A 21,203-nucleotide genomic window follows, 5' to 3' on the forward strand; every position below is an offset into this window, starting at 1 on the left:
GGTCGGACTGCGAAGCCTCATGTGACCAGCCCCGACACGGAAGCCGAGCACGTGGAAGCCGCCAACCTCCTGTACCGCGATCCGGCGCTCTGCGACGTGGTCCAGTCCGACAGCACGAGCGCAGGAATGTGCCAGACCCTGATCGAACTGCACCAGCCGGACGCCCGGACCCTGGTCGACTTCGGATGCGGTACCGGCCGCGACCTGGAGATCCTGGCCAAGCGCTTCGAGTGCATCGGCGTGGACCTCCAGCCCGGCCTGGTCCACTACGCCCACCAGGCCCGGCCGGAGCTGGACATCCGCACCGGAGACATGCGCACCGCACGACTCGGCAAACGCATGGACGTAGTGACCTGCATGGGCAACAGCCTCGCCTACGTCCACGACAACCACGGCATCAGCCAGGTCTTCGCTACCTTCGCCGCCCACGCCCAGCCGACAGCGCTGCTCGTGCTGTGTTCCCCCATCGCCCCGATCACCCGGACCGAGCCGACCACCGCCACGGTCGACACCCCGCGAGGCCCCGCTACCGTCACCATCCGCCACACGTGGAACCTGCGGACCCAGATCAACACCATGCACCGACACTGGACGCTTCCCTCGGGCAACGAGGCCCGAGACGAGATCCGCAGACGCATCCTGTTCCCCCAGGAGCTCGAACGCTACGCGGAGGGCGCCGGCTTCGAAGTCCTGGACATGAACGACGGCGCAGAGACAGGGTTTACCGGACCCATCGCGTACACAGTTGCCCGATACACCCGTGATGACCGACAGGGCTAGAGAGGACACCAGCACCAGCCACCGGGCCCTGACAGCGGTAGCGACGGCAACAACCACGGATTGCCCCGCACGACCACGGACACCAGCGGAACACACATCATGCGCTGACCTGCGAAGAAGCAGGTAGAGGGGTACTGCGTGGTGGGGAGCCCAGCCGTGATGCGCGACCAGTGCGCGCGCTTGTTGAGGGTCGGTCAGCGCCCCAACATCCGTGTTCAGGTTGTTCCGGCTGGCCTCTACGGCATTATCCGCCCCACGTCATCCATGTCGTTGATCATGCTGCCCGACGGGGAGCGGTGGGTCTACTCGGAGTCGCTGAGCCATGCCCACTTCAACAATGATCCGGAGGTCTGCGCGCGGCACAACCGAACCTATGATCTGCTCAGGGCAGACGCTCTGTTTGCCCCGAAATCTGCCGCATGATCGGCGAGACGATGGAAGGGCATGAACGCGATCATGAACAGGCACGAACTGAGCGCGGCGACCTGGATCAAGAGCAGTTACAGCGGCAACGACGGCGGCACTGCATAGAAATAGCCCCCGCCATCCCCGCCGTCGTCCCCGTCCGCGACAGCAAGAACCCTGACGGCCCGGTCCTGGTCGTCAGCCGCCCGGCCTGGCTGGCGTTTGTATCCCGTCACGGAGAGTGACGGCTCCGCACCGCTTGGCGGAGCCGTTACGCTGGAGGCGTGGCAGTCGTCGATGTATCCGAAGAGCTCAAGTCCCTCTCCTCGACCATGGAGTCGATCGAGGCCGTTCTGGACCTCGACAAGCTGAGGGCAGACATCGCCGTGCTCGAGGAGCAGGCGGCCGCGCCGTCCCTGTGGGACAACCCGGACGAGGCGCAGAAGATCACCAGCAAGCTGAGCCACCTCCAGGCCGAGGTCAGGAAGGCCGAGGCGCTGCGGGGGCGGATCGACGATCTCGCCGTGCTCTTCGAGATGGCCGAGGAGGAGGACGACCCGGACACCCGTGCCGAGGCCGAGTCCGAGCTCGCGTCCGTCCGCAAGGCGCTGGACGAGATGGAGGTCCGCACGCTCCTGAGCGGTGAGTACGACTCCCGTGAGGCGCTCGTCAACATCCGCGCCGAGGCGGGCGGCGTGGACGCCGCCGACTTCGCCGAGAAGCTGCAGCGGATGTACCTGCGCTGGGCGGAGCAGAAGGGCTACAAGACCGAGCTCATCGAGACGTCGTACGCGGAGGAGGCCGGCATCAAGTCGACCACCTTCTCCGTGCAGGTGCCGTACGCCTACGGCACCCTCTCGGTCGAGCAGGGCACCCACCGGCTCGTGCGCATCTCGCCCTTCGACAACCAGGGCCGCCGCCAGACGTCCTTCGCGGGCGTCGAGGTGCTGCCGGTGGTCGAGCAGACCGACCACATCGAGATCGACGAGTCCGAGCTGCGCGTGGACGTCTACCGCTCCTCGGGTCCCGGCGGCCAGGGCGTGAACACCACCGACTCCGCGGTGCGACTGACCCACATCCCCACCGGCATCGTCGTCTCCTGCCAGAACGAGCGGTCGCAGATCCAGAACAAGGCGACCGCGATGAACGTCCTCCAGGCCAAGCTCCTGGAGCGGCGCCGGCAGGAGGAGCAGGCCAAGATGGACGCCCTCAAGGGCGACGGCGGCAACTCCTGGGGCAACCAGATGCGTTCGTACGTCCTGCACCCGTACCAGATGGTCAAGGATCTGCGGACCGAATTCGAGGTCGGCAACCCCGAGGCCGTTTTCAACGGTGAGATCGACGGCTTCCTCGAAGCCGGAATTCGCTGGCGCAAGCAGCAGGAGAAGTAAGTTTGTCGACAAGGCAACTGCCGCCATCTCGGCGGCAGTTGCCTTTTCTGTGCCTGCATGTCTGGGTTTTACATCACACTCACAGCTTCCAACCCCTGCCAAAGAGGCCGTACTTGGACATCGCGCGCGCAACGGCCTTGACGAAGACTTGAAAAATGGGAAGGGTGAAGTGCGGCATGCGTATCTCTGGGGCGCATGTGAACCGGGGGCTCTTGTTCTGCTGCCTCCGTCGATCACGGCCCCGTGCGCTGCCTCACCGACGATTCAGCTACTGGGGGTAGCAAGAACATGACTAACAAGACGCGGGTCCGTGTCGCTCGGATAGCGGCCGGTGCCGTGATCGCGGCCGGTGCCTCGCTGTCCCTCGCTGGTGTCGCCTCCGCTGACGAGGGCTGCGACCTCATCGTCGTCTGCCCTGAGCCGACGCCGTCGCCGACGACGAGCGAGCCCGAGCCCGACCCGGAGATCCCGACCAACCTTCCGGAGGAGCCGCCGACCACGGAGCCCGAGCCGGAGGAGCCCACGCTCGAGCCCACCGAGCCCGAGGAGCCGCCGGCCACCGAGGACCCGTCCACCGACCCGACCGACCCGGGCAACGGCAATGGCAACGGTGGCGGCAACGGCAACGGCAACGGCAACAACGGCGGCGGCAACAACACCGACCCCGACGGTGGCACGTCCCCGCAGGAGGAGGGCTCCTCTTCCCTGACCGACACCGGCGCCGACAGCACCGGCACGGGCACCAGCACCACCGCCCAGGGCGGCGGCGACGAGCTCGCCGAGACCGGTGCCGCGCAGACCACGTTCCTGCTGGTCGGCGCCGCCACCATGATCGCCGGTGGCATCGGCTTCCGGGTGCTGCCGCGCCTCGCCGCCGGCCGTGGCGGTGCGGCTGCCTGACGGTAGCCGAACGTCTACGCCGTGTGACTGACGTCGTACGGCCGAGGGGCCCGGAGCGTGCTTCGCTCCGGGCCCCTCGTCATGTCCATGCGCGGTGTGTGCGGTGTCCTACACGGTCTGATGCGCCAGCAGGGCCGCCGCCGCGATCAGTATCGCCAGCAGGGCGATCAGCGTCATCGGGTTCAGGCCCGCCAACGGGTTCTCCTGCTGAAGCCGCTCGCGATTCGCCCGGCAGACGGGGCAGCGGCCCTCACTCACGGGCGCGGCACAGTTCGCGCACACCAGCCGGTCGTACGTCATGCGCCACCCTCCTTGCGAGTCCCTCCGGGGGTTCAACGGGTTCGGCCCCGAGAACGTTCCCTCTCTCCACAATGCCAGGTTCTCCGGCAAAGGGCTCGGGCGCCCCCGGAGGGGTGGTTTCCATTGTCTCGCGGCTGCGGGCCGTGCGGGGCTGGTCGCGCACACGCGGCGGAGCCGCACATCGACATTCCCGCGCTCCGCGGTCCCGCGCTCCACGGTCCCGCGCTCCGCGGTCCCGCGCCCCACGGCCCCGCGCCCCTTGCAGGGCGTCACCTGATCCGGCACAAATGCGAACAACCCTTACGCAACCCCTTCCGGCGACTGCGCCCCCACCCCCGGTTCGCGTATGGTCACGCTCATCTACCCCCGGCTACCCGTGGTGCATCCGTGATCCGATTCGACAACGTCTCCAAGGTCTACCCCAAGCAGACCCGCCCCGCACTCAGGGATGTGTCCCTGGAAGTGGAGAAGGGCGAGTTCGTGTTCCTCGTGGGGTCCTCCGGCTCCGGAAAGTCCACCTTCCTGCGGCTGATCCTCCGCGAGGAGCGGGCCAGCCACGGACAGGTGCACATCCTGGGCAAGGACCTCGCGCGCCTCTCCAACTGGAAGGTGCCGCAGATGCGCCGCCAGCTGGGGACGGTGTTCCAGGACTTCCGGCTCCTTCCGAACAAGACGGTCGGCGAGAACGTCGCCTTCGCGCAGGAGGTGATCGGCAAGTCGCGCGGCGAGATCCGCAAGTCCGTGCCGCAGGTGCTCGACCTCGTCGGGCTCGGCGGCAAGGAGGACCGGATGCCCGGCGAGCTGTCGGGTGGTGAGCAGCAGCGGGTGGCCATCGCCCGCGCCTTCGTGAACCGGCCCAAGCTGCTCATCTGCGACGAGCCCACCGGCAACCTCGACCCGCAGACCTCCGTCGGCATCATGAAGCTGCTCGACCGGATCAACCGGACCGGGACGACGGTCGTGATGGCCACGCACGATCAGAACATCGTGGACCAGATGCGCAAGCGCGTCATCGAGCTGGAGAAGGGCCGCCTCGTCCGCGACCAGGCACGCGGCGTCTACGGCTACCAGCACTGACCCGACCCGTCCACTTCGAAGGCCTGAAAGAGACGCCATGCGCGCCCAGTTCGTACTGTCCGAGATCGGTGTCGGTCTCCGCCGCAATCTGACGATGACCTTCGCCGTCATCGTCTCCGTCGCCCTGTCGCTCGCCCTGTTCGGCGGGTCGCTCCTGATGAGCGACCAGGTCAACACGATGAAGGGCTACTGGTACGACAAGGTCAACGTCTCGGTCTTCCTCTGCAACAAGAGCGACGCCGAGTCCGACCCCAACTGCGCCAAGGGCGCGGTCACCGAGGACCAGAAGAAGGAGATCCTCGCCGACCTGGACAAGGTCTCGGTCGTCGACAAGGTGACGTACGAGTCGCAGGACCAGGCGTACAAGCACTACAAGGAGCAGTTCGGCGACTCGCCGCTGGCCGCCTCGCTCACGCCGGACCAGATGCAGGAGTCGTACCGGATCAAGCTGAAGGACCCGGAGAAGTACGAGGTCATCGCGACCGCCTTCGACGGGCGGGACGGCGTGCAGTCGGTGCAGGACCAGAAGGGCATCCTGGACAACCTCTTCGGGCTGCTCAACGGCATGAACTGGGCCGCGCGGGCGGTGATGGCGCTGATGCTGGTCGTCGCGCTGATGCTGATCGTGAACACCGTGCGCGTCTCGGCCTTCAGCCGGCGGCGCGAGACCGGCATCATGCGGCTGGTCGGCGCCTCGGGCTTCTACATCCAGGCCCCGTTCATCATGGAGGCCGCGGTCGCCGGGCTCATCGGCGGGTTGGTCGCCTGCGGCTTCCTGGTGGTGGCGCGGTACTTCATCATCGATCACGGCCTGGCCCTGTCGGAGAAGCTGAATCTGATCAACTTCATCGGCTGGGACGCGGTGTTGACGAAGCTGCCGCTCATTCTCGCGACAAGCCTGCTGATGCCGGCGCTGGCGGCGTTCTTCGCGCTGCGCAAGTACCTGAAGGTGTGACCAACGCCAATGGGGCCGTACGGGCAAGGCGCCGTACGGCCCCTTCGCGTTGTCCTAGACTCACCGGCATGTCAGGTCGTGACCTGTTCTGTCAGCCCCGCCGCTTCGGCCGCGGGGCCGCCCTGACGTTGGTCTTCGCGAGCGTGCTCGTCGCCGGTGCCGCGACCGGCTCGCTGCCCGGCCCTGACCGGAAAACCCCGGAGGACGCGTCCCGTTCGGCCGCCTCCGCGGGCCGGCACGAGGAGGTCGCCGAGGCGGCCGCCAAGGCCATGGCCGCCGGCAAGTCCCCCATGGAGGCCGCCGAGCGAGCGGTCAGCCGCAGCGGGGACCGCTGGGGCGCCGTCTACTCCCAGGGGGAGTACGAGGAGTTCGAGGAGGCCCTCGACGGCGCGTACACCGGCGTCGGGCTGTGGGCGCGCCGCGAGCGCGACGGCCGTATCGAGGTGACGAGGGTGCGGGCGGGGTCGCCCGCCGCCACGGCCGGGATCCGCGCGGGCGACCGGCTGCGCAGCGTCGACGGGGAGAAGGTCGACGGGCGTCCGGTCACCGAGGTCGTCGCCTTACTGAGGGGTGACGCCAGGGACAAGCCCGCCGGCACGCCGGTGAAGGTGGGCATGGAACGCGGCAGGCGCGCGTGGGACCTCACGCTGCGACGCGCCCGGCTGTCCATCGACTCGGTCACCGCGCGGGAACTCCCCGGCGGCAGCACCGTCATCCGGATCGCGTCCTTCACCAAGGGCGTCGGCGCCGCGGTCCGGGACGCGGTGCGCCGGGTCCCGGCCGGCTCCGGCATCGTCCTCGACCTGCGGGGCAACTCCGGCGGTCTGGTCACCGAGGCCGTCACCGCCGCCTCCGCCTTCCTCGACGGGGGCCTCGTCGCCACCTACGACGTCGACGGCGACCAGCGCGCCCTGCACGCCGAACCCGGCGGCGACACCGGCAGGCCCCTGGTGACCCTCGTCGACGGCGGCACCATGAGCGCCGCCGAGCTGCTCACCGGTGCCCTCCAGGACCGCAGCCGCGCGGTCGTCGTGGGCACCCGTACCTTCGGCAAGGGCTCGGTCCAGATGCCGAGCCGGCTGCCCGACGGCTCCGTGGCCGAGCTGACCGTCGGCCACTACCGCACCCCCTCCGGCCGGACCGTCGACGGGCGGGGCATCACCCCCGACCTGGAGGCCGACCGCGGTGTCCTGGGGCGGGCCGAGACGGTCCTCAGCGGGCTCGGAGAGTCGTAAATCGGCTTTCCGTGCACCCCCTCCGTAGTGCGAAAATGGACGGCACTATGAGCAAGGGAATGTACGTACCCAAGGAGTCCCAGCCCAAGCAGGGCGGCGCGGCCGCGAAGGGCAGGGACGGCGAGAAGGGCGGCAAGCGCAAGATCGTCGCCCAGAACAAGAAGGCCCGGCACGACTACGCGATCATCGACACGTACGAGGCGGGCCTGGTGCTGATGGGCACCGAGGTCAAGTCGCTGCGCGAGGGCCGGACGTCGCTGACCGACGGCTTCGTCCAGATCGACGGGGGCGAGGCGTGGCTGCACAACGCCCACATCCCGGAGTACCACCAGGGCAGCTGGACCAACCACTCCGCACGCCGCAAGCGCAAGCTCCTGCTGCACCGCGAGGAGATCGACAAACTGGAGGCGAAGTCCCAGGAGACGGGTCACACGATCGTGCCCCTCGCCCTGTACTTCAAGGACGGCCGGGCCAAGGCCGAGATCGCTCTCGCGCGAGGCAAGAAGGAGTACGACAAGCGCCAGACCCTGCGGGAGAAGCAGGACCGGCGGGAGTCGGACCGGGCGATCGCGGCCGCGAAGCGCAGGCAGCGGGGCGTGTGACCGCCCGGGAATACGGTGGCATCCGCGTGCGCTGGTCACGTACGATGGCATCGCACCCCAACGCAGGGTGCACGCTTTGAAAACACAACATGGGGATGATCGGTTTCGACAGCGGCTGTCGAAGCAGGGGAAGCGTGTCGAGGAAGCGGCAATGATCTCGTAAACCATATGTCGCAAAAAATAATCGCCAACACCAAGCGCGATTCCTTCGCCCTCGCTGCCTAAGTAGCGACTTGCGAAGTGTCAGCCCGGGGCTGTTCCCGACCCGGATCCTGGCATCAGCTAGGGAACTAAACCTTGATCCCGGTCACGGGGTGAAGAGGGAAACCAAACAGTGACTGGGCCCGTCGGCGACTTGTTCGCGTGATCGCCGGGGCCGAGAAAATCACAGCGAACTGCACACGGAGAAGCCCTGATTCTGCACCGTTGGACGCGGGTTCGATTCCCGCCATCTCCACGATCGGGAGGTTTCCGGACCTCCTCACCCATGTGGGCAAAGGCCCCGTCGCGCATCAGCGGCGGGGCCTTTGCCATGCGGCCCGAGAGGCTGGAGTGATCTGTGACACTGCTGTGACCGGAAGTGTGGGTTCCGCCACAGCCCGTGGGAGCGGTCCCTTGGTGAGGTGGGCGGATGTCGAGAGCCTTCCGCACCGCCCCTGCCGCCGTCGCCGGACTCCTGCTGCTCGCCGCATGCGGTACGCAGAGCGCCTCAAGGGACGACGCGCGGTCGCAGGCCGGCGGTGACGGACGGGTCAGGGCCGAGGCCCTGTGCCCCTCGGACTACACGCGGTACGGCAGCCTGCCGACGCCCGCCGACTCGCCCGTCACCCCCTCCGGCACCCCGACCCCGCTGCCCCTGCCGCCGCCCGCCGCCACGGACGAGACCGGCGTGCGGGTCACCGGGCTGTACGCCTGGGCGGAGGGGAGCGGCTGCGCCGCCGACTACAGCGCGGAGTTCGAGGTCACCAACCAGGGGACGGAGGCCGTCACCTACACGGTGACCGTCGGGTTCCTCTCGGCGTCCGGCGGCGCGGTCGACAACGTCGAGAAGACCGTCGAGTCGGTCGGGCCCGGACGGACCGCCAAGGCGGTCGTCGCCATGCGGGAACCGGCCGTGCAGGCACCCGAGGTGGCAGGCGTCGACGTGATCAAGGTGCGCAGCGTTCCGGTCGGTGAGCTGTCGTCCGCCTCGGGGCCCTGCCCCGCCTCCGGGGTGCGGGTGTTCGCGGACCGGGGGGACGCGGCGATGGGGCTGCGGGTCGTCGGACTGCACCTCGTCAACTGCGGCACCCGGCCCTACCGGGTGGACGGCTACCCGGAGTTGGAGCTGCTCGACGAGGACCGCGACACCGTCGACGGCGTACGGATTCTCCACGGAACCGACCAGATCGCCGCCACCGGTCTGGCCGGGGGCGGCGAACCGCGGCCCGTCGTGCTGCGCCCCGGTGAGGCCGCGAGGGCCTCGCTGGCCTGGCGCAACACCACCGGCTTCGGTGAGGCGGTGAACGCGCCGTACGTCCGCGTGCGGGCGAAGCCCGGCGCGGACCCGGTGACGGTGACCCCGGAATTCGACCTCGGGACGACGGGCAAGCTCGGCGTCGGACCCTGGGAGCGCGACGAGACCTACCGGGATTCCGCCGCCGAGATCCCGCGCCCGTGACCGGGTTCCTCGTCCTCCTCGGCTGCGCGGCGGCGCTGTACCTGCTCGCCCTGTCGCGCATCGCGCCCGGCATCAAGGTGGTCGTCCTGACCGCGCCCCCGGTGGTGGTGCTGATGTGGCTCCTGGACGCGGTGTTCGACCGGCGTGCCGTCGCGGTCGGGACGGGCGCGGTGTATCTCGTCGTCCTGGTCGCGCTCAACGGAATCCTCGGCCATCCCCGCCTGCCGACCTGGACGAAACCGGTCGTCTTCGCCACCGTCCCGGTGACGGCGCTGGCGTGGCTGCTGGTCGTCACCGCGGACGACACCGTGAAGGACCCCGGCGAGGACCCGTGCACCATGCGCTACGGCGGGGTCGGTGTGTCGGAGGTGTTCCCGCCCCAGGCGTACTGCCGCTACGAGGGCGGCGGCACCCGTGACCTCGCGACGGGCGCCCAGTTCGTGTTCTGGGTCTGCTTCGTGATCAGCCTGGCGCTGCTCGCCGTCGGACTGTGGCAGGTCGCGCGGGACCCGAGGACGCTCGTGCGCCAGTTCAGCGGACCGCGCACCGGCTGAACAACCATGGCGGGCGCGCCCGTTGTGGTGCCCCACGCCATATCGGCGGGTGGTTCACGCTTCTACCGTCCCTCGGCATGACACCGACCAGAGCCGCAAGCCGTCATGTCACTGTCCTGGCGACCCTGCTCGTCGCCCTGATCGCCGCCTTCCTCACTCCGGGCCGCGCCTCGGCCGCCTCCCTCCAGGAGGTGACCGGGTTCGGGACCAACCCCGGTGCCCTGCGCATGTTCCGGTACGTCCCCGACGGGCTGCCCGCCGGCCGGCCCGTGGTCGTCGCGCTGCACGGCTGCACACAGAACGCCTCCGGCTACGGCACCGGCAGCGGATGGCTCCAGCTCGCCGACCGCTGGGGCTTCTCCGTCGTCCTGCCGCAGCAGCAGACCGCCAACAACGTCTCGTCCTGCTTCAACTGGTTCCAGACCGGCGACATCGCGCGCGGCCGGGGCGAGGCCGCGTCCGTGGCCCAGATGGTCGACCGGCAGCTCGCCGACACCTCCGGCGACACCTCCCGCGTGCATGTCACGGGGCTGTCCGCCGGGGGCGCGATGACTGCCGTGATGATGGCGGCGTACCCGGAGAAGTTCGCCTCCGGCGGGATCGCGGCCGGGCTGCCGTACGGGTGCGCGCAGGCCGCCGGTTCGCCGTACGTGTGCATGTACGTCGGCGCGACGCAGACCGCGAAGCAGTGGGGCGACCGGGTGCGTGCCGCCCGGCCCGGCTTCAGCGGCCCCTGGCCCACGCTGGTCGCCTTCCAGGGCACGGCCGACTACACCGTGAAGCCCGTCAACATGACCGACCTGATGCGGCAGTGGACCGATGTGCACGGCGCCGACCAGAGCGCCGACGTCAGCGACACCGTCGCCGGCTATCCGCACCAGGTCTTCCGGGACGCGGCCGGGCGGGCGGTCGTGGAGACGTACAGCATCACCGGGATGGGGCACGGCCAGCCCGTCGACCCGGGCAGCGGGAGCGAGCAGTGCGGAACCGCCGGGGCGTACGTCCTCGACGTCGATCTGTGCGGCGCGTACCGGATGGGGCGGGCCTGGGGGCTGGGCTGAGAGAAGGTGCTCTGTCGCCGCGGGCGGTTCTCCGGGATGCTGCTGAGGCATGAGCAGACCCGTGAGCGATTCCGGGAGCCGCCCGAACTCCCTTGGCAGACTGTGGACCTGGCCTCTCGCCGTGGCGCTCGTCGCCGCCGTGCTGGGGCCCGGCGCGCAGGCCGGTGCGGACTCCGACCGGACCGGCCTGCCCGAGGCCGTCGACACGATCCTCGGCGATCCGCGGATGGAGGGCGGCGTGGCGGGCGTCGTGATCGCCGACGCCGGCAGCGGTGAACTCCTCTACCAGCACCTGCCCTCCACCCGGCTGATGCCCGCCTCCAACACCAAGCTCGCCACCTCGGCCGCCGCGATGGAGATCCTCGGGCCCGACCACCGGTTCGGCACCGACGTCCTGGCCACCGGGCGGCAGTCCGGCTCCCGGCTCAAGGGCGATCTGTATCTGCGCGGCACCGGGGACCCCACCCTGCTCGCCGGTGACTACGACGCGCTCGCCGAGCGGATCGCGGCGGCCGGGATCACCCGGGTCGACGGACGCCTCGTCGCCGACGACACCCGGTTCGACGACCGTCGCCTCGGCCGTTCCTGGGCCGCCGACGACGAGTCGTCCTACTACTCCGCGCAGATCAGCGCGCTCGCCGTGGCACCGGACACCGACTACGACACCGGCACCGTGATCGTGACGGTCCGGCCGGGGGCGGCGGCCGGGGACGCACCCGTCGTCACCGTCACGCCCGACACCGACTACGTCGACATCGAGGTGGACGCCGACACCGTCGCCGCCGGCGGGGCGAACGACCTCACCGTCGAGCGGGAGCACGGCACGAACACCGTCGCCGTCAGCGGTACGACACCCGTCGGCGGCGCCGGTGCCAAGGAGTGGGTCACCGTGTGGGAGCCCACCGGATACGCCGCCGCCGTCTTCCGGGACGCGCTCGCGAAGCACGGCGTCAAGGTCGCCGGACCCACCCGGACCGGGCTCGCGACCCCCACGACGGCACGGCGGCTGGCCTCCCACGACTCCATGCCGCTGAAGGACCTGCTCGTCCCGTTCATGAAGCTCTCCAACAACATGCACGCCGAGATCCTCACCAAGGCCATGGGGCACAAGGTCTCGGGGGAGGGGAGCTGGGACGCCGGGCTCGCGGCGATCGGCGGCTACCTCAAGGGCGCCGGCCTCGACACCGGCAAGCTGCGGCAGGTCGATGGCTCCGGGCTCTCCCGGATGGACAACTTCACGGCCGGACAGCTCGTCCAACTCCTCCTCGCCGTGCGCTCCGAGCCCTGGTACGCCGACTGGCGCCGCTCCCTGCCCGTCGCCTGCGCCCCCGACCGCTTCGTCGGAGGCACCCTGCGCTCACGGATGTGCGGCACCCCCGCAGCCCTCAACGCCCGCGCGAAGACGGGGTCGTTGACGGGCGCCTCGGCCCTCTCCGGCTACGTCACGGACGCCGCCGGACGCGAACTCGTCTACGGCATCGTCCTCAACAACTACCTGGCCTCTTCCGTGAAACCCCTGGAGGACGCGATCGTGGTGACGCTGGCCAGGTCGACGGCGGAGACGGCCGGGCCGGCGGCGGTGCGTGGGGGCGGGACGGACGCCGACATCGAGTGCAGCTGGCGCAAACCGGCTCTTTGTTGATTACGCACAGCGAGTGATCCGCGACCGGTAGTATCTGCGTCGTGACGCACCTCTGGGTGCGTCCTCCCTTCACGGCCGGACCTCGCTCCTCGGGGCCCGGCCCGACGAGAGCGGTCCCGGGCCTGTGAGAGGCCGCCTCACGTAGAAGGGAGGACGCCTCGGTATGTGCTGTCACGAGGAGCAGAAACTGACTCTCGTCATGCGGCTGATCCGGCTTCTGCCGGAGCGAGTGGCAAGGCACGCGAGGAGGTGGCTGCTCTGGTGGCTCACCAGGTAGTCGGATATCCCCAAAAGGCCTGGGGACATCCGACAAACACCTGCTGAGCCGGGGTCCTGCTCGGAGTTACAGCTCCGAGTGGGGCCCCATCTGTTCCCACCTGGGCGGGCGCCGAAGCCGGATATCCCCACATGGCCTGGGGACATCCGACACCAGCCCGAGCGGGCGGTGAAGCAGATACAAGTACAGCACACGAGCCCCCCTCAGGCACCACGATCAGCCGCCCGTCACGCCCTGGACGGGAGGCCTCGCACGGCGCGAAAGTATGTGCGATCCAGGGTGAGTCGACGTCGTGGGCCGGATCCTGTTCGGCACGGATGTGAAGCAGGTATTCGAGACCATCGAGCGCACCCTGCCGCAGCTCCAGGAGTACTCCCTGAAGCGCGGCCTCTCCCCGTTCAAGGCGCCCCGCACCTGGCCCACCCCCGCCAACCGCCGTGCCGTACGGCTGCAGTCGGAGCTGTTCGGGCTGTGCGACGGGATCATCGCCAGCCGCCGGGACCGCGAGGACGGGGACGACCTTGGTCACCCTCCTCGTGCACGCCGAGAACGCCGAGGACGGCAGCCTCGACACCGACGAACTGCGCGAACAGGTACTGATCTTCCTCCTCGCCGGCCACGAGACCACCGCCACCGCGCTCGCCTTCGCCCTGCACCTCCTCGCCCGGCACCCGGAGGAACAGGGGCGGGTGCGCGAGGAGGTGGACCGGGTGCTCGGGTACTGGGACTGGCGGTGCTGCTGCGGGAGTTCGAGCTCACGGACGTGCAGGAGGGCGAGGTGCCACTGGGGCGGGGATCACGCTGATGGCCAAGGGACCGGCACGGGTCCGGGTCAGGGCGCGCTCGTGACACCGGGTCCTGCCAGGGGGCGGTCCCGACGCTCGGCCTGTCAGGGCGCGCTCGTGACGCCGGGTCCTGCCAGGGGGCGGTCCCGACGCTCGGCCTGTCAGGGCGCGCTCGTGACGCCGGGTCCTGCCAGGGGGCGGTTCCGACGCTCGGCCCGTCAGGGCGCGCTCGTGACGCCGGTCTCGTCAGGCGTCCGCCGCCGTCCTGACGCCCGGCCCCGTCAGAGCGACGAGCAGCGCCACCGCCGCCGCCGTGACCGGTACGCCGTAGCCGGCCGGCGGTGCGAGGTGCTCCACCACCCACCCTCCGGCCGCGCTGCCGCAGGCGATGCCGCCGAGCAGGGCGGTCACCGCGAGGGTCATCCCCTCGTTGAGGCGGCCGTCCGGGGTGCGGCGCTGCACCAGGGTCATGTTGGTGATCATGGTCGGCGCCGTGGCCATCCCGGCGACCGGCAGCGCGGCGGACAGCAGCAGGAGCGAGCCGGTCAGGGACGCGGCGAGCAGCGGGAGGATCAGCAGCGCGGTCATCGCGGCCACGCACCACGGGTAGCGGTCCTCGGCGGGCCCTGCGAACCGGATCCTGCCGTACAGCAGACCGGCCGCGCAGGACCCGCCCGCCTGGAGCGCGAGCACGACACCGGCGGCCGTGCGGTGGCCCTGCGCCTCGGCGAAGGCGATCGTGACGACCTCCATCGACCCGAACACCGCGCCCAGGGCGAGACAGACGGCGAGGAGCGGGGGCATGCCGGGGGAGCGCAGGGGTGAGGGTGGTGGTGTGGGTGGGGTGGTCGTCGTGCGGGGCGAGGGTGGTGGTGTGGGTGGGGTGGTCGTCGTACGGCCCGACGGCGGCGGCTCGGTCGAGCGCTGGGCCGCGAAGGCCAGGACGCCCGTCACCAGGAGCACCACCCCGACCAACGTCCCCGCCTCCGGGAAGAACCCCCCCGCACAGGAAGGCCGCGAGCACCGGGCCCAGCATGAAGCACAGCTCGTCGGCGGCCTGCTCGAAGGAGTTCGCCGTGTGCAGGGCGTCGCCGTCGCCGTCCAGGAGGTGGGCCCAGCGGGCGCGGGACATGCCGCCGGTGTTGGGGGTCGTCGCGGTGGCGGCGTACGCGGCGAAGAGAGTCCAGGCCGGGGCGTCGTACCGCACGCACAGCAGCAGCGCGAGGCTCCCCAGTGCCGCGACGAGCGTGGCGGGTACGGCCACCCGGGCCTGGCCGTACCGGTCGACGAGCCGCGCGGTCCAGGGCGCGACCAGCGCGGTCGCCGCGAGGCCGGTCGCGGTGACGGCGCCGGCGAGGGCGTACGACCCCCTGGTCCCGGCGATCATCACGACCGCGCTCACGCTGAACATGCCCATGGGGAGCCGGGCGAGCAGGTTCGCCAGGGTGAAGGCCCGGGTGCCGGGCCGGGCGAAGAGGCGGCCGTACGGGCCGGGCGCGCGGCGCCTGGTGCGGGGGCCGAAGTCGACGGCGACGAGGGTGTCGGCGGTGACGGTGAACAGAGGGGTTCCTCTGGCGGGCTGCTGCGGCATGGCTCCACCGTCGCCGGAAGCCGATCAAGGGGTCCAACACCTGTTCGATGCGGATTCACGCACCTGCGTTGTAGGTTCGCCGCATGCCCGCTCCCGCCCACCTCGACCCGCGCCTGCTGCGCGCCTTCCTCGCCGTCGCGGAGGAGCTGCACTTCACCCGCGCCGCGGCACGGCTGTACGTCGCCCAGCAGGCGCTCAGCCGGGACGTACGGCGGCTGGAGCGGGAGTTGGGCGCCGAGCTGTTCGTGCGCACGACCCGGCAGGTCACCCTGACCGGCGACGGCGAGCGGCTGGTGCCGTACGCGCGCCGGGCCCTCCAGGCGCAGGACGACCTGCTCGCCGCCTTCGGGCAGGCCCGCCCGCTGCTGGTGGACCTGAACTCGCCGGGCCTGGCCACCGGCCGCAGGGTGCTGCACCGGGCCCGCGCGCTCGCCCCCGACCTGGAGCTCATGGCCCGCTACGAGAGCGGCCTGACGGGCGCCGCCGGCGAGATGGTGGCGGGCCGGCTGGACTGCTCGTTCGGACGGTTCGCCGGACTGGACCCCGCGCTGCGGGCGGGTCTGGACCACCGACCCGTGCGTTTCGAGCCGATGGCGATCCTGCTGCCCGAGGACCATCCGCTGGCCGAAAAGCCGCTGGTGCCCCTGGCCGCGCTGGCCGGCGAGACCGTGTACGCGGGTGCCGGAAATCCCCGTACACCGGAGTGGACCGATCTCGCGCGGCAGTTGTTCGAGGAGTGGGGCATCGAGCTCGCCGCGCCCGCGCCGCTCGCGATCGGTGACGAGGAGTTCCAGCGGATCATGGCCAAGACGCGGAACCCGATCCTCGCCGTGGTGGACTTTCCGGCCATGCCGTCGACGGTGCTGCGCCCGCTCGTCGAGCCCGTGCCGCTCTCGCCCGTGTCCCTGGTGTGGCGGAAGGGGCTGGTGCACCCCGCGTTCGAGGCTCTTCGGCGCGCGGCGGCCGAGGTCTCGGCGGAGGAGGGATGGCTCCGCAGGCCCGCCGATGGGTGGATTCCGGCCATGGATTCGGTCACCATGAGGGTGCACAATTGACACTCTGGAACCGCAAAACCTCCGCGTGCGCTACATTCGTGGCCTGAGCACGTTGTGGTAGAGGGGGGCGCTCGGCCGGGTGGGGGCTCGGTACGGCGACGGGTGCTCAGTGTCGTACGCGCACCCGGAACGGTCCCGTGGGGGGATGTGCGTGCGCGTGAAGAAATGGCGAGAAGACGCCCAACCGGAGTGGCCCGATGTCGCATCGGCGTCGGGTTCCGGCGGGGGTTCTTCCGTGGGGGGGACGAGGGGTGACACCCAGGCCTTTCCGGCCACCGGCGAGACAGCCGTGGCCGGCGTGCCTGGTCCCAGCCATCGCTCCCGATCCGAAGCAAGGGAGACGGAGATACTCCACGGTGGCGGGCGTGCCTACTCGGACGCCGATGAGACACAGGTCCTGCGAGGCGCCCCCGGGGCGTTCGCGGCCGATGCCGATCAGACCGCGGTCCTGCCGCCGGTCGGGTCGGCGGGCACACGCATACCCGGCGACGGGTCGGACGCACGCCGGCCCGACTCCGCACGGGCGGACGGCTGGTCGGCCTTCGACCGCCCTACGGCACGCCGTACCGACGCCTTCCCGGCGGCCGGTGAGACGCGTCCCGCGCCCGCCGTACGCGACCCGTGGGCCGACCAGCCGGAGGAGTCCGAGCGGCCGGAGCGGTCCGCGCGGTCCGACGGCCCCGGCGCGACCCACGACCCGAACGAGGTCACCGTCCAGCTCGACGGCGTCGGCCTCCACCTCGACAACATGCTGCGCGCGGCCAAGGAGGCCCCGCGCGGCGGCGAGAGTTCCGACGGACCGGTGTTCGTCGACGAGTCGGGCCGCCGCAGCCGCCGCTTGCGCCGGATAGGCATGGCGGTCGGGCTGGCCTGCGCGGTCTACGCCGTGGTCATCGTCGCCACGGTGCTCTCCGGCAACTCCGACGCGCCGTGGCTGCCCGTCGAGAACCCCAAGGAGAACCCGGCCGGCCAGGTCGACACCCCGCCGCTGCCCGCGGAGTCGGCACCGCAGCCCTCCGCCACCGGCAGCGTCTCGCCCGGCACTTCGCCGACGGCAAGCACGGACACGACGGCGTCCCCGGACGCCGACGCCGGTGCGTCCGGCGCCCCGGCCACCGCCGAGAACCCCGGCACCTCGGCCGACCCGAAGCCGACCGCCACCAAGAGCACCACCAACCCGGGCACCGGCTCCACCCCGGATCCGGATCCGCCCACCCAGCCCACCACCAGCGACCCCGACCCGAGCCCGACGGACGGCGGCGGCCCCACCCAGGAGCCGACCGATCCCGCGACCACCGACGAACCCGCCACCGGGACGGTCGCGAACGGCCCGAGCGACCCCTCTCCTCTCGCGGAGGGCACCAACGCCTCCGCGCTCGCCGCCCCGTCCCCGGAGTACACCTTCTGATGGCCTCCCGCACCCGCCGTCACGGGCCCGCGACCGGAGCCCCCGACGGCTCCCGGCGCCGCCGTGTGCCCATGCGCCTGCTGCTGCCCTCGCTCGTCCTCGTCGCGCTGATGGCGATGCTGATGCTGCGGGGGTACGTGCACAGCGAGATCCTGGCCGACCACCGTGTCCGTCCGCCCGCCTCCTCCGACCAGGTGCCGGAGAAGATCCTCGGCGGCGGCCCGGTCATCGACACCCGCAGCGGCCGCACCGAGAGCCTCAGCCTCCAGGACCACCGGCTCGTCCTCACCTTCGACGACGGCCCGGACCCGACCTGGACCCCCAGGGTGCTGGACGTGCTCAAGGAGCACGACGCGCACGCGGTCTTCTTCGTCACCGGGACCATGGCCTCGCGCTACCCGGACCTGGTCCGGCGGATGGTCGAGGAGGGCCACGAGGTCGGCCTGCACACCTTCAACCACCCCGACCTGTCCTTCCAGTCGAAGAAGCGCATCGACTGGGAGCTGTCCCAGAACCAGCTGGCGATCAGCGGCGCGGCCGGCATCCGCACCTCCCTGTTCCGACCGCCGTACTCCTCCTTCTCCGACGCCATGGACAACAAGTCCTGGCCGGTGACCGAGTACATCGGCAAGCGCGGCTACATCACGGTCGTCAACAACACCGACAGCGAGGACTGGCGCAAGCCCGGCGTCGCCGAGATCATCCGCCGGGCCACGCCCAAGGGCGGCAAGGGCGCGATCGTCCTGATGCACGACTCCGGCGGCGACCGGCACCAGACCGTCCAGGCGCTGGACACGTTCCTGCCGGACATGAAGGCCGAGGGCTACGAGTTCGACAACCTCACCGAAGCCCTCGGCGCCCCCAGCGCGCACACGAAGGTCGCCGGCCTCGACCTGTGGAAGGGCAAGGCCTGGATCTTCCTGGTCCAGGCGTCGGAGAACATCATGGGCGTGCTGGCGGCCGGCCTGGCGGTGATCGGCTTCCTGGTCATCAGCCGGTTCGTGCTGATGCTGCTGCTGTCGGGCGTCCACGCGCGCCGGGTGCGCCGCCGGGGCTTCCGCTGGGGCCCGCCGGTCACCGAACCGGTGTCGGTGCTGGTCCCCGCGTACAACGAGGCCAAGTGCATCGAGAACACCGTCCGGTCGCTGATGGCGAGCGAGCACCCGATCGAGGTGATCGTCGTCGACGACGGATCGAGCGACGGCACGGCACGGATCGTCGAGGCGATGGGCCTGCCGAACGTCCGCGTGGTGCGCCAGATGAACGCGGGCAAGCCCGCCGCACTCAACCGCGGTCTGGCGAACGCCCGCCACGACATCATCGTGATGATGGACGGCGACACCGTCTTCGAACCGGCGACGGTGCGGGAACTGGTACAGCCCTTCGGCGACCCGAAGGTGGGCGCCGTCGCCGGCAACGCGAAGGTCGGCAACCGCGATTCACTCATCGGCGCCTGGCAGCACATCGAGTACGTCATGGGCTTCAACCTCGACCGCCGGATGTACGACATGCTGCGCTGCATGCCGACCATCCCGGGCGCGGTCGGCGCGTTCCGCCGCACGGCCCTGGAGCGGGTCGGCGGCATGAGCGACGACACGCTCGCCGAGGACACCGACATCACCATGGCGATGCACCGCGACGGCTGGCGCGTCGTCTACGCCGAGAACGCGCGCGCCTGGACCGAGGCCCCGGAGTCGGTCCAGCAGCTGTGGTCGCAGCGCTACCGGTGGTCGTACGGCACCATGCAGGCGATCTGGAAGCACCGCAAGGCGCTGGTGGAGAAGGGCCCCTCCGGCCGCTTCGGCCGCGTCGGACTGCCCCTGGTCTCCCTCTTCATGGTCCTGGCCCCGCTGCTGGCCCCGCTGATCGACGTCTTCCTCCTCTACGGCCTGATCTTCGGCCCGACGCAGAAGACCATCGGCGCCTGGCTGGGCGTCCTGGCCATCCAGGTGGTCTGCGCCGCGTACGCCTTCCGCCTGGACAAGGAACGCATGACCCACCTCATCTCCCTCCCGCTCCAGCAGATCCTCTATCGCCAGCTCATGTACGTCGTCCTGCTCCAGTCCTGGATCACGGCCCTCACCGGCGGCCGCCTGCGCTGGCAGAAGCTGCGCCGCACCGGCGTGGTCGAGGCGCCCGGCGGACCCGTGCCGCGGCAGCGCTCGACGGGCACCCGCGACGGTGATCGGAGGCCGGTCGGATGACGCCCGGATACCGGCCGACGGACACCGGCGCGCACGCCGGACCGTCGGATCCCGCCTGGCCGGCGGCGCCGTACGGTGTGCCGCAGCAGCGGGTGACGGAGCCGGAGCCGGCCGCAGCCGAACCCCCCGCGCCCGCGCCCAAGAAGCCGGGCCGGGACCGCTACCTGGACCTGCTGCGCTCCATCGCCCTGGTCCGCGTCGTGGTCTACCACCTCTTCGGCTGGGCCTGGCTGACGGTGCTGTTCCCGTCCATGGGCGTGATGTTCGCGCTGGCCGGCTCGCTGATGGCGCGCTCCCTGAACCGCCCCGCCTGGGGTGTGATCAGGGGACGTGTCCGGCGTCTGCTCCCGCCCCTGTGGGTGTTCAGCGCGGTGGTGCTGGCGATGATGTTCGCGGGCGGCTGGAACCCGGTGAAGGACCCCGACCACGGCGGCACCTGGGCCCTGGTCGACCTGATCAACTACATCGTCCCGATCGGCGCACCGCCGTTCCCCTGGCACATCGGCTCCAAGTCGGGCCTGCTGGAGGACACGTGGGCGGTGCAGGCGGCGGGTGTGCTCTGGTACCTGCGTGCCTACCTGTGGTTCGTCGTGGCGTCGCCGCTGCTGGTGTGGGCCTTCCGCCGGGCGCCGTGGCCGACGCTGCTCGCCCCGCTCGGTCTGACGGCCGTCGTGGGCACGGGCATCGTCACGATCCCCGGTGAGACGGGCAACGCGGTCACCGACTTCGCCGTCTACGGCAGTTGCTGGGTCCTGGGCATCGCCCACCACGACGGGTTCCTCGCGAAGATCCCGCGCTATGTGGCGGTCTCCTGCGCGGCCCTCGTGATGGCCTTCGGCCTGTGGTGGGCCTCGGGCCACCTGGGCCCGGACGGCTGGGACCTCAACGACATCCCGCTGGCCCAGGCCACCTGGTCCTTCGGTTTCGTGGTGATCCTGCTCCAGTACTCCCCGTCCTGGCAGGAACTCCCGGGCGGACTCGCCAAGTGGGACAAACTGGTGACCCTCTCCAACAACCGAGCGGTCACCATCTACCTCTGGCACAACCTCCTGATCATGGCCACGGTCCCGATCCTCGACCGCCTCTACGAACTCCCCTTCATGCAGGACGAACGAGCCACAGCGGCCCTCGACTCGACCTACATGATCTGGATGCTCTTCCTCGTCTGGCCCCTCATCGGCCTGGCCGTCGTGGCCGTGGGATGGGTGGAGGACATCGCGGCGAAACGAAGCCCGAGACTCTGGCCGAACGGCACGAAGCCCAGGAGAAGAAGATCCTCCCGGTCGGGGCACCGGGCGAAATAGCCGGGGCACCGGGCGAA

General features: G+C 70.5%; 17 protein-coding genes, 1 other RNA gene and 3 pseudogenes. 19 read left to right on the top strand and 2 right to left on the bottom strand.

Translation table 11 applies throughout. The features are described from left to right. Nucleotides 1-21: 21 nt before the first annotated feature. From AC3ETA_RS34895 to AC3ETA_RS34915, 5 genes and pseudogenes are all read left to right on the top strand, one after another. On the top strand, nucleotides 22-780 hold the full coding sequence (locus AC3ETA_RS34895) for a class I SAM-dependent methyltransferase (protein ID WP_432196961.1): 759 nt from the start codon (nucleotides 22-24) through the stop codon (nucleotides 778-780). A gap of 138 nt (nucleotides 781-918) precedes the next feature. Next, a pseudogene (locus AC3ETA_RS34900) lies at nucleotides 919-1,366 on the top strand (Scr1 family TA system antitoxin-like transcriptional regulator); the annotation flags it as partial. Then, entirely contained in the window at nucleotides 1,326-1,430 is a 105-nt protein-coding gene (locus tag AC3ETA_RS34905; protein ID WP_432196962.1) for a DUF397 domain-containing protein, read from the top strand. The pseudogene AC3ETA_RS34900 and the gene AC3ETA_RS34905, both read left to right, overlap by 41 nt. Before the next feature lie 39 nt (nucleotides 1,431-1,469). Further along, nucleotides 1,470-2,576: a peptide chain release factor 2 gene (gene prfB / locus AC3ETA_RS34910; RefSeq protein WP_432196905.1), complete on the top strand. Its 1,107-nt coding sequence runs from the start codon at nucleotides 1,470-1,472 to the stop codon at nucleotides 2,574-2,576. A 288-nt stretch (nucleotides 2,577-2,864) separates the two neighbouring features. After that, nucleotides 2,865-3,476: an LPXTG cell wall anchor domain-containing protein gene (locus tag AC3ETA_RS34915; protein ID WP_432196906.1), complete on the top strand. Its 612-nt coding sequence runs from the start codon at nucleotides 2,865-2,867 to the stop codon at nucleotides 3,474-3,476. Nucleotides 3,477-3,584: 108 nt separating this feature from the next. On the opposite strand, the gene AC3ETA_RS34920 is transcribed toward AC3ETA_RS34915, so the two are convergent. Beyond that, entirely contained in the window at nucleotides 3,585-3,776 is a 192-nt protein-coding gene (locus AC3ETA_RS34920) for a hypothetical protein (RefSeq protein ID WP_432196907.1), read from the bottom strand. A 387-nt stretch (nucleotides 3,777-4,163) separates the two neighbouring features. Here AC3ETA_RS34920 and ftsE point away from each other — a divergent pair, with 387 nt between their 5' ends. From ftsE to AC3ETA_RS34970, 10 genes and pseudogenes are all read left to right on the top strand, one after another. Then, nucleotides 4,164-4,853: a cell division ATP-binding protein FtsE gene (ftsE, locus tag AC3ETA_RS34925; protein WP_030952755.1), complete on the top strand. Its 690-nt coding sequence runs from the start codon at nucleotides 4,164-4,166 to the stop codon at nucleotides 4,851-4,853. 37 nt (nucleotides 4,854-4,890) lie between these two features. Next, nucleotides 4,891-5,808 (top strand): permease-like cell division protein FtsX, encoded by a 918-nt coding sequence (gene ftsX / locus AC3ETA_RS34930; RefSeq protein ID WP_432196908.1) that lies wholly within the window; start codon nucleotides 4,891-4,893, stop codon nucleotides 5,806-5,808. A gap of 68 nt (nucleotides 5,809-5,876) precedes the next feature. After that, the gene (locus AC3ETA_RS34935; RefSeq protein WP_432196909.1) at nucleotides 5,877-7,043 is read left to right on the top strand and encodes a S41 family peptidase; all 1,167 of its coding nucleotides are present in this window, start codon (nucleotides 5,877-5,879) and stop codon (nucleotides 7,041-7,043) included. A 59-nt stretch (nucleotides 7,044-7,102) separates the two neighbouring features. Continuing rightward, nucleotides 7,103-7,645, top strand: coding sequence for an SsrA-binding protein SmpB (smpB, locus tag AC3ETA_RS34940; protein ID WP_432196963.1), 543 nt, complete (start codon nucleotides 7,103-7,105; stop codon nucleotides 7,643-7,645). Nucleotides 7,646-7,736: 91 nt separating this feature from the next. Next, nucleotides 7,737-8,105: a transfer-messenger RNA gene (ssrA, locus tag AC3ETA_RS34945) on the top strand. Nucleotides 8,106-8,276: 171 nt separating this feature from the next. Then, a complete protein-coding gene (locus tag AC3ETA_RS34950; RefSeq protein ID WP_432196910.1) occupies nucleotides 8,277-9,305 on the top strand; it encodes a DUF4232 domain-containing protein in 1,029 nt (342 codons plus the stop codon). Next, entirely contained in the window at nucleotides 9,302-9,859 is a 558-nt protein-coding gene (locus tag AC3ETA_RS34955; protein ID WP_432196911.1) for a hypothetical protein, read from the top strand. Before AC3ETA_RS34950 ends, AC3ETA_RS34955 begins: the two co-directional genes overlap by 4 nt. 77 nt (nucleotides 9,860-9,936) lie before the next feature. Next, nucleotides 9,937-10,920, top strand: coding sequence for an extracellular catalytic domain type 1 short-chain-length polyhydroxyalkanoate depolymerase (locus AC3ETA_RS34960; protein ID WP_432196912.1), 984 nt, complete (start codon nucleotides 9,937-9,939; stop codon nucleotides 10,918-10,920). Nucleotides 10,921-10,969: 49 nt separating this feature from the next. Beyond that, entirely contained in the window at nucleotides 10,970-12,562 is a 1,593-nt protein-coding gene (dacB, locus tag AC3ETA_RS34965; RefSeq protein WP_432196913.1) for a D-alanyl-D-alanine carboxypeptidase/D-alanyl-D-alanine endopeptidase, read from the top strand. A gap of 813 nt (nucleotides 12,563-13,375) precedes the next feature. Next, nucleotides 13,376-13,498 (top strand): annotated as a pseudogene (locus AC3ETA_RS34970) (cytochrome P450); the annotation flags it as partial. A gap of 372 nt (nucleotides 13,499-13,870) precedes the next feature. Here AC3ETA_RS34970 and AC3ETA_RS34975 read toward each other — a convergent pair. Continuing rightward, nucleotides 13,871-15,215 (bottom strand): annotated as a pseudogene (locus AC3ETA_RS34975) (MFS transporter). 83 nt (nucleotides 15,216-15,298) lie between these two features. Between AC3ETA_RS34975 and AC3ETA_RS34980 the strand changes: the two are divergent. The 4 genes from AC3ETA_RS34980 (at nucleotide 15,299) to AC3ETA_RS34995 (ending at nucleotide 21,186) form a co-directional block, all read left to right on the top strand. After that, nucleotides 15,299-16,270, top strand: coding sequence for a LysR family transcriptional regulator (locus tag AC3ETA_RS34980; protein WP_432196914.1), 972 nt, complete (start codon nucleotides 15,299-15,301; stop codon nucleotides 16,268-16,270). Nucleotides 16,271-16,568: 298 nt separating this feature from the next. Beyond that, on the top strand, nucleotides 16,569-17,678 hold the full coding sequence (locus AC3ETA_RS34985; protein ID WP_432196915.1) for a hypothetical protein: 1,110 nt from the start codon (nucleotides 16,569-16,571) through the stop codon (nucleotides 17,676-17,678). Further along, nucleotides 17,678-19,882 (top strand): bifunctional polysaccharide deacetylase/glycosyltransferase family 2 protein, encoded by a 2,205-nt coding sequence (locus tag AC3ETA_RS34990; RefSeq protein WP_432196916.1) that lies wholly within the window; start codon nucleotides 17,678-17,680, stop codon nucleotides 19,880-19,882. The genes AC3ETA_RS34985 and AC3ETA_RS34990 overlap by 1 nt, the downstream gene beginning before the upstream one ends. Further along, complete coding sequence (locus tag AC3ETA_RS34995) at nucleotides 19,879-21,186, top strand: acyltransferase family protein (RefSeq protein ID WP_432196917.1); 1,308 nt, start codon at nucleotides 19,879-19,881, stop codon at nucleotides 21,184-21,186. The genes AC3ETA_RS34990 and AC3ETA_RS34995 overlap by 4 nt, the downstream gene beginning before the upstream one ends. Nucleotides 21,187-21,203 lie beyond the last annotated feature (17 nt).

This window comes from Streptomyces sp. bgisy027, from assembly GCF_057710365.1.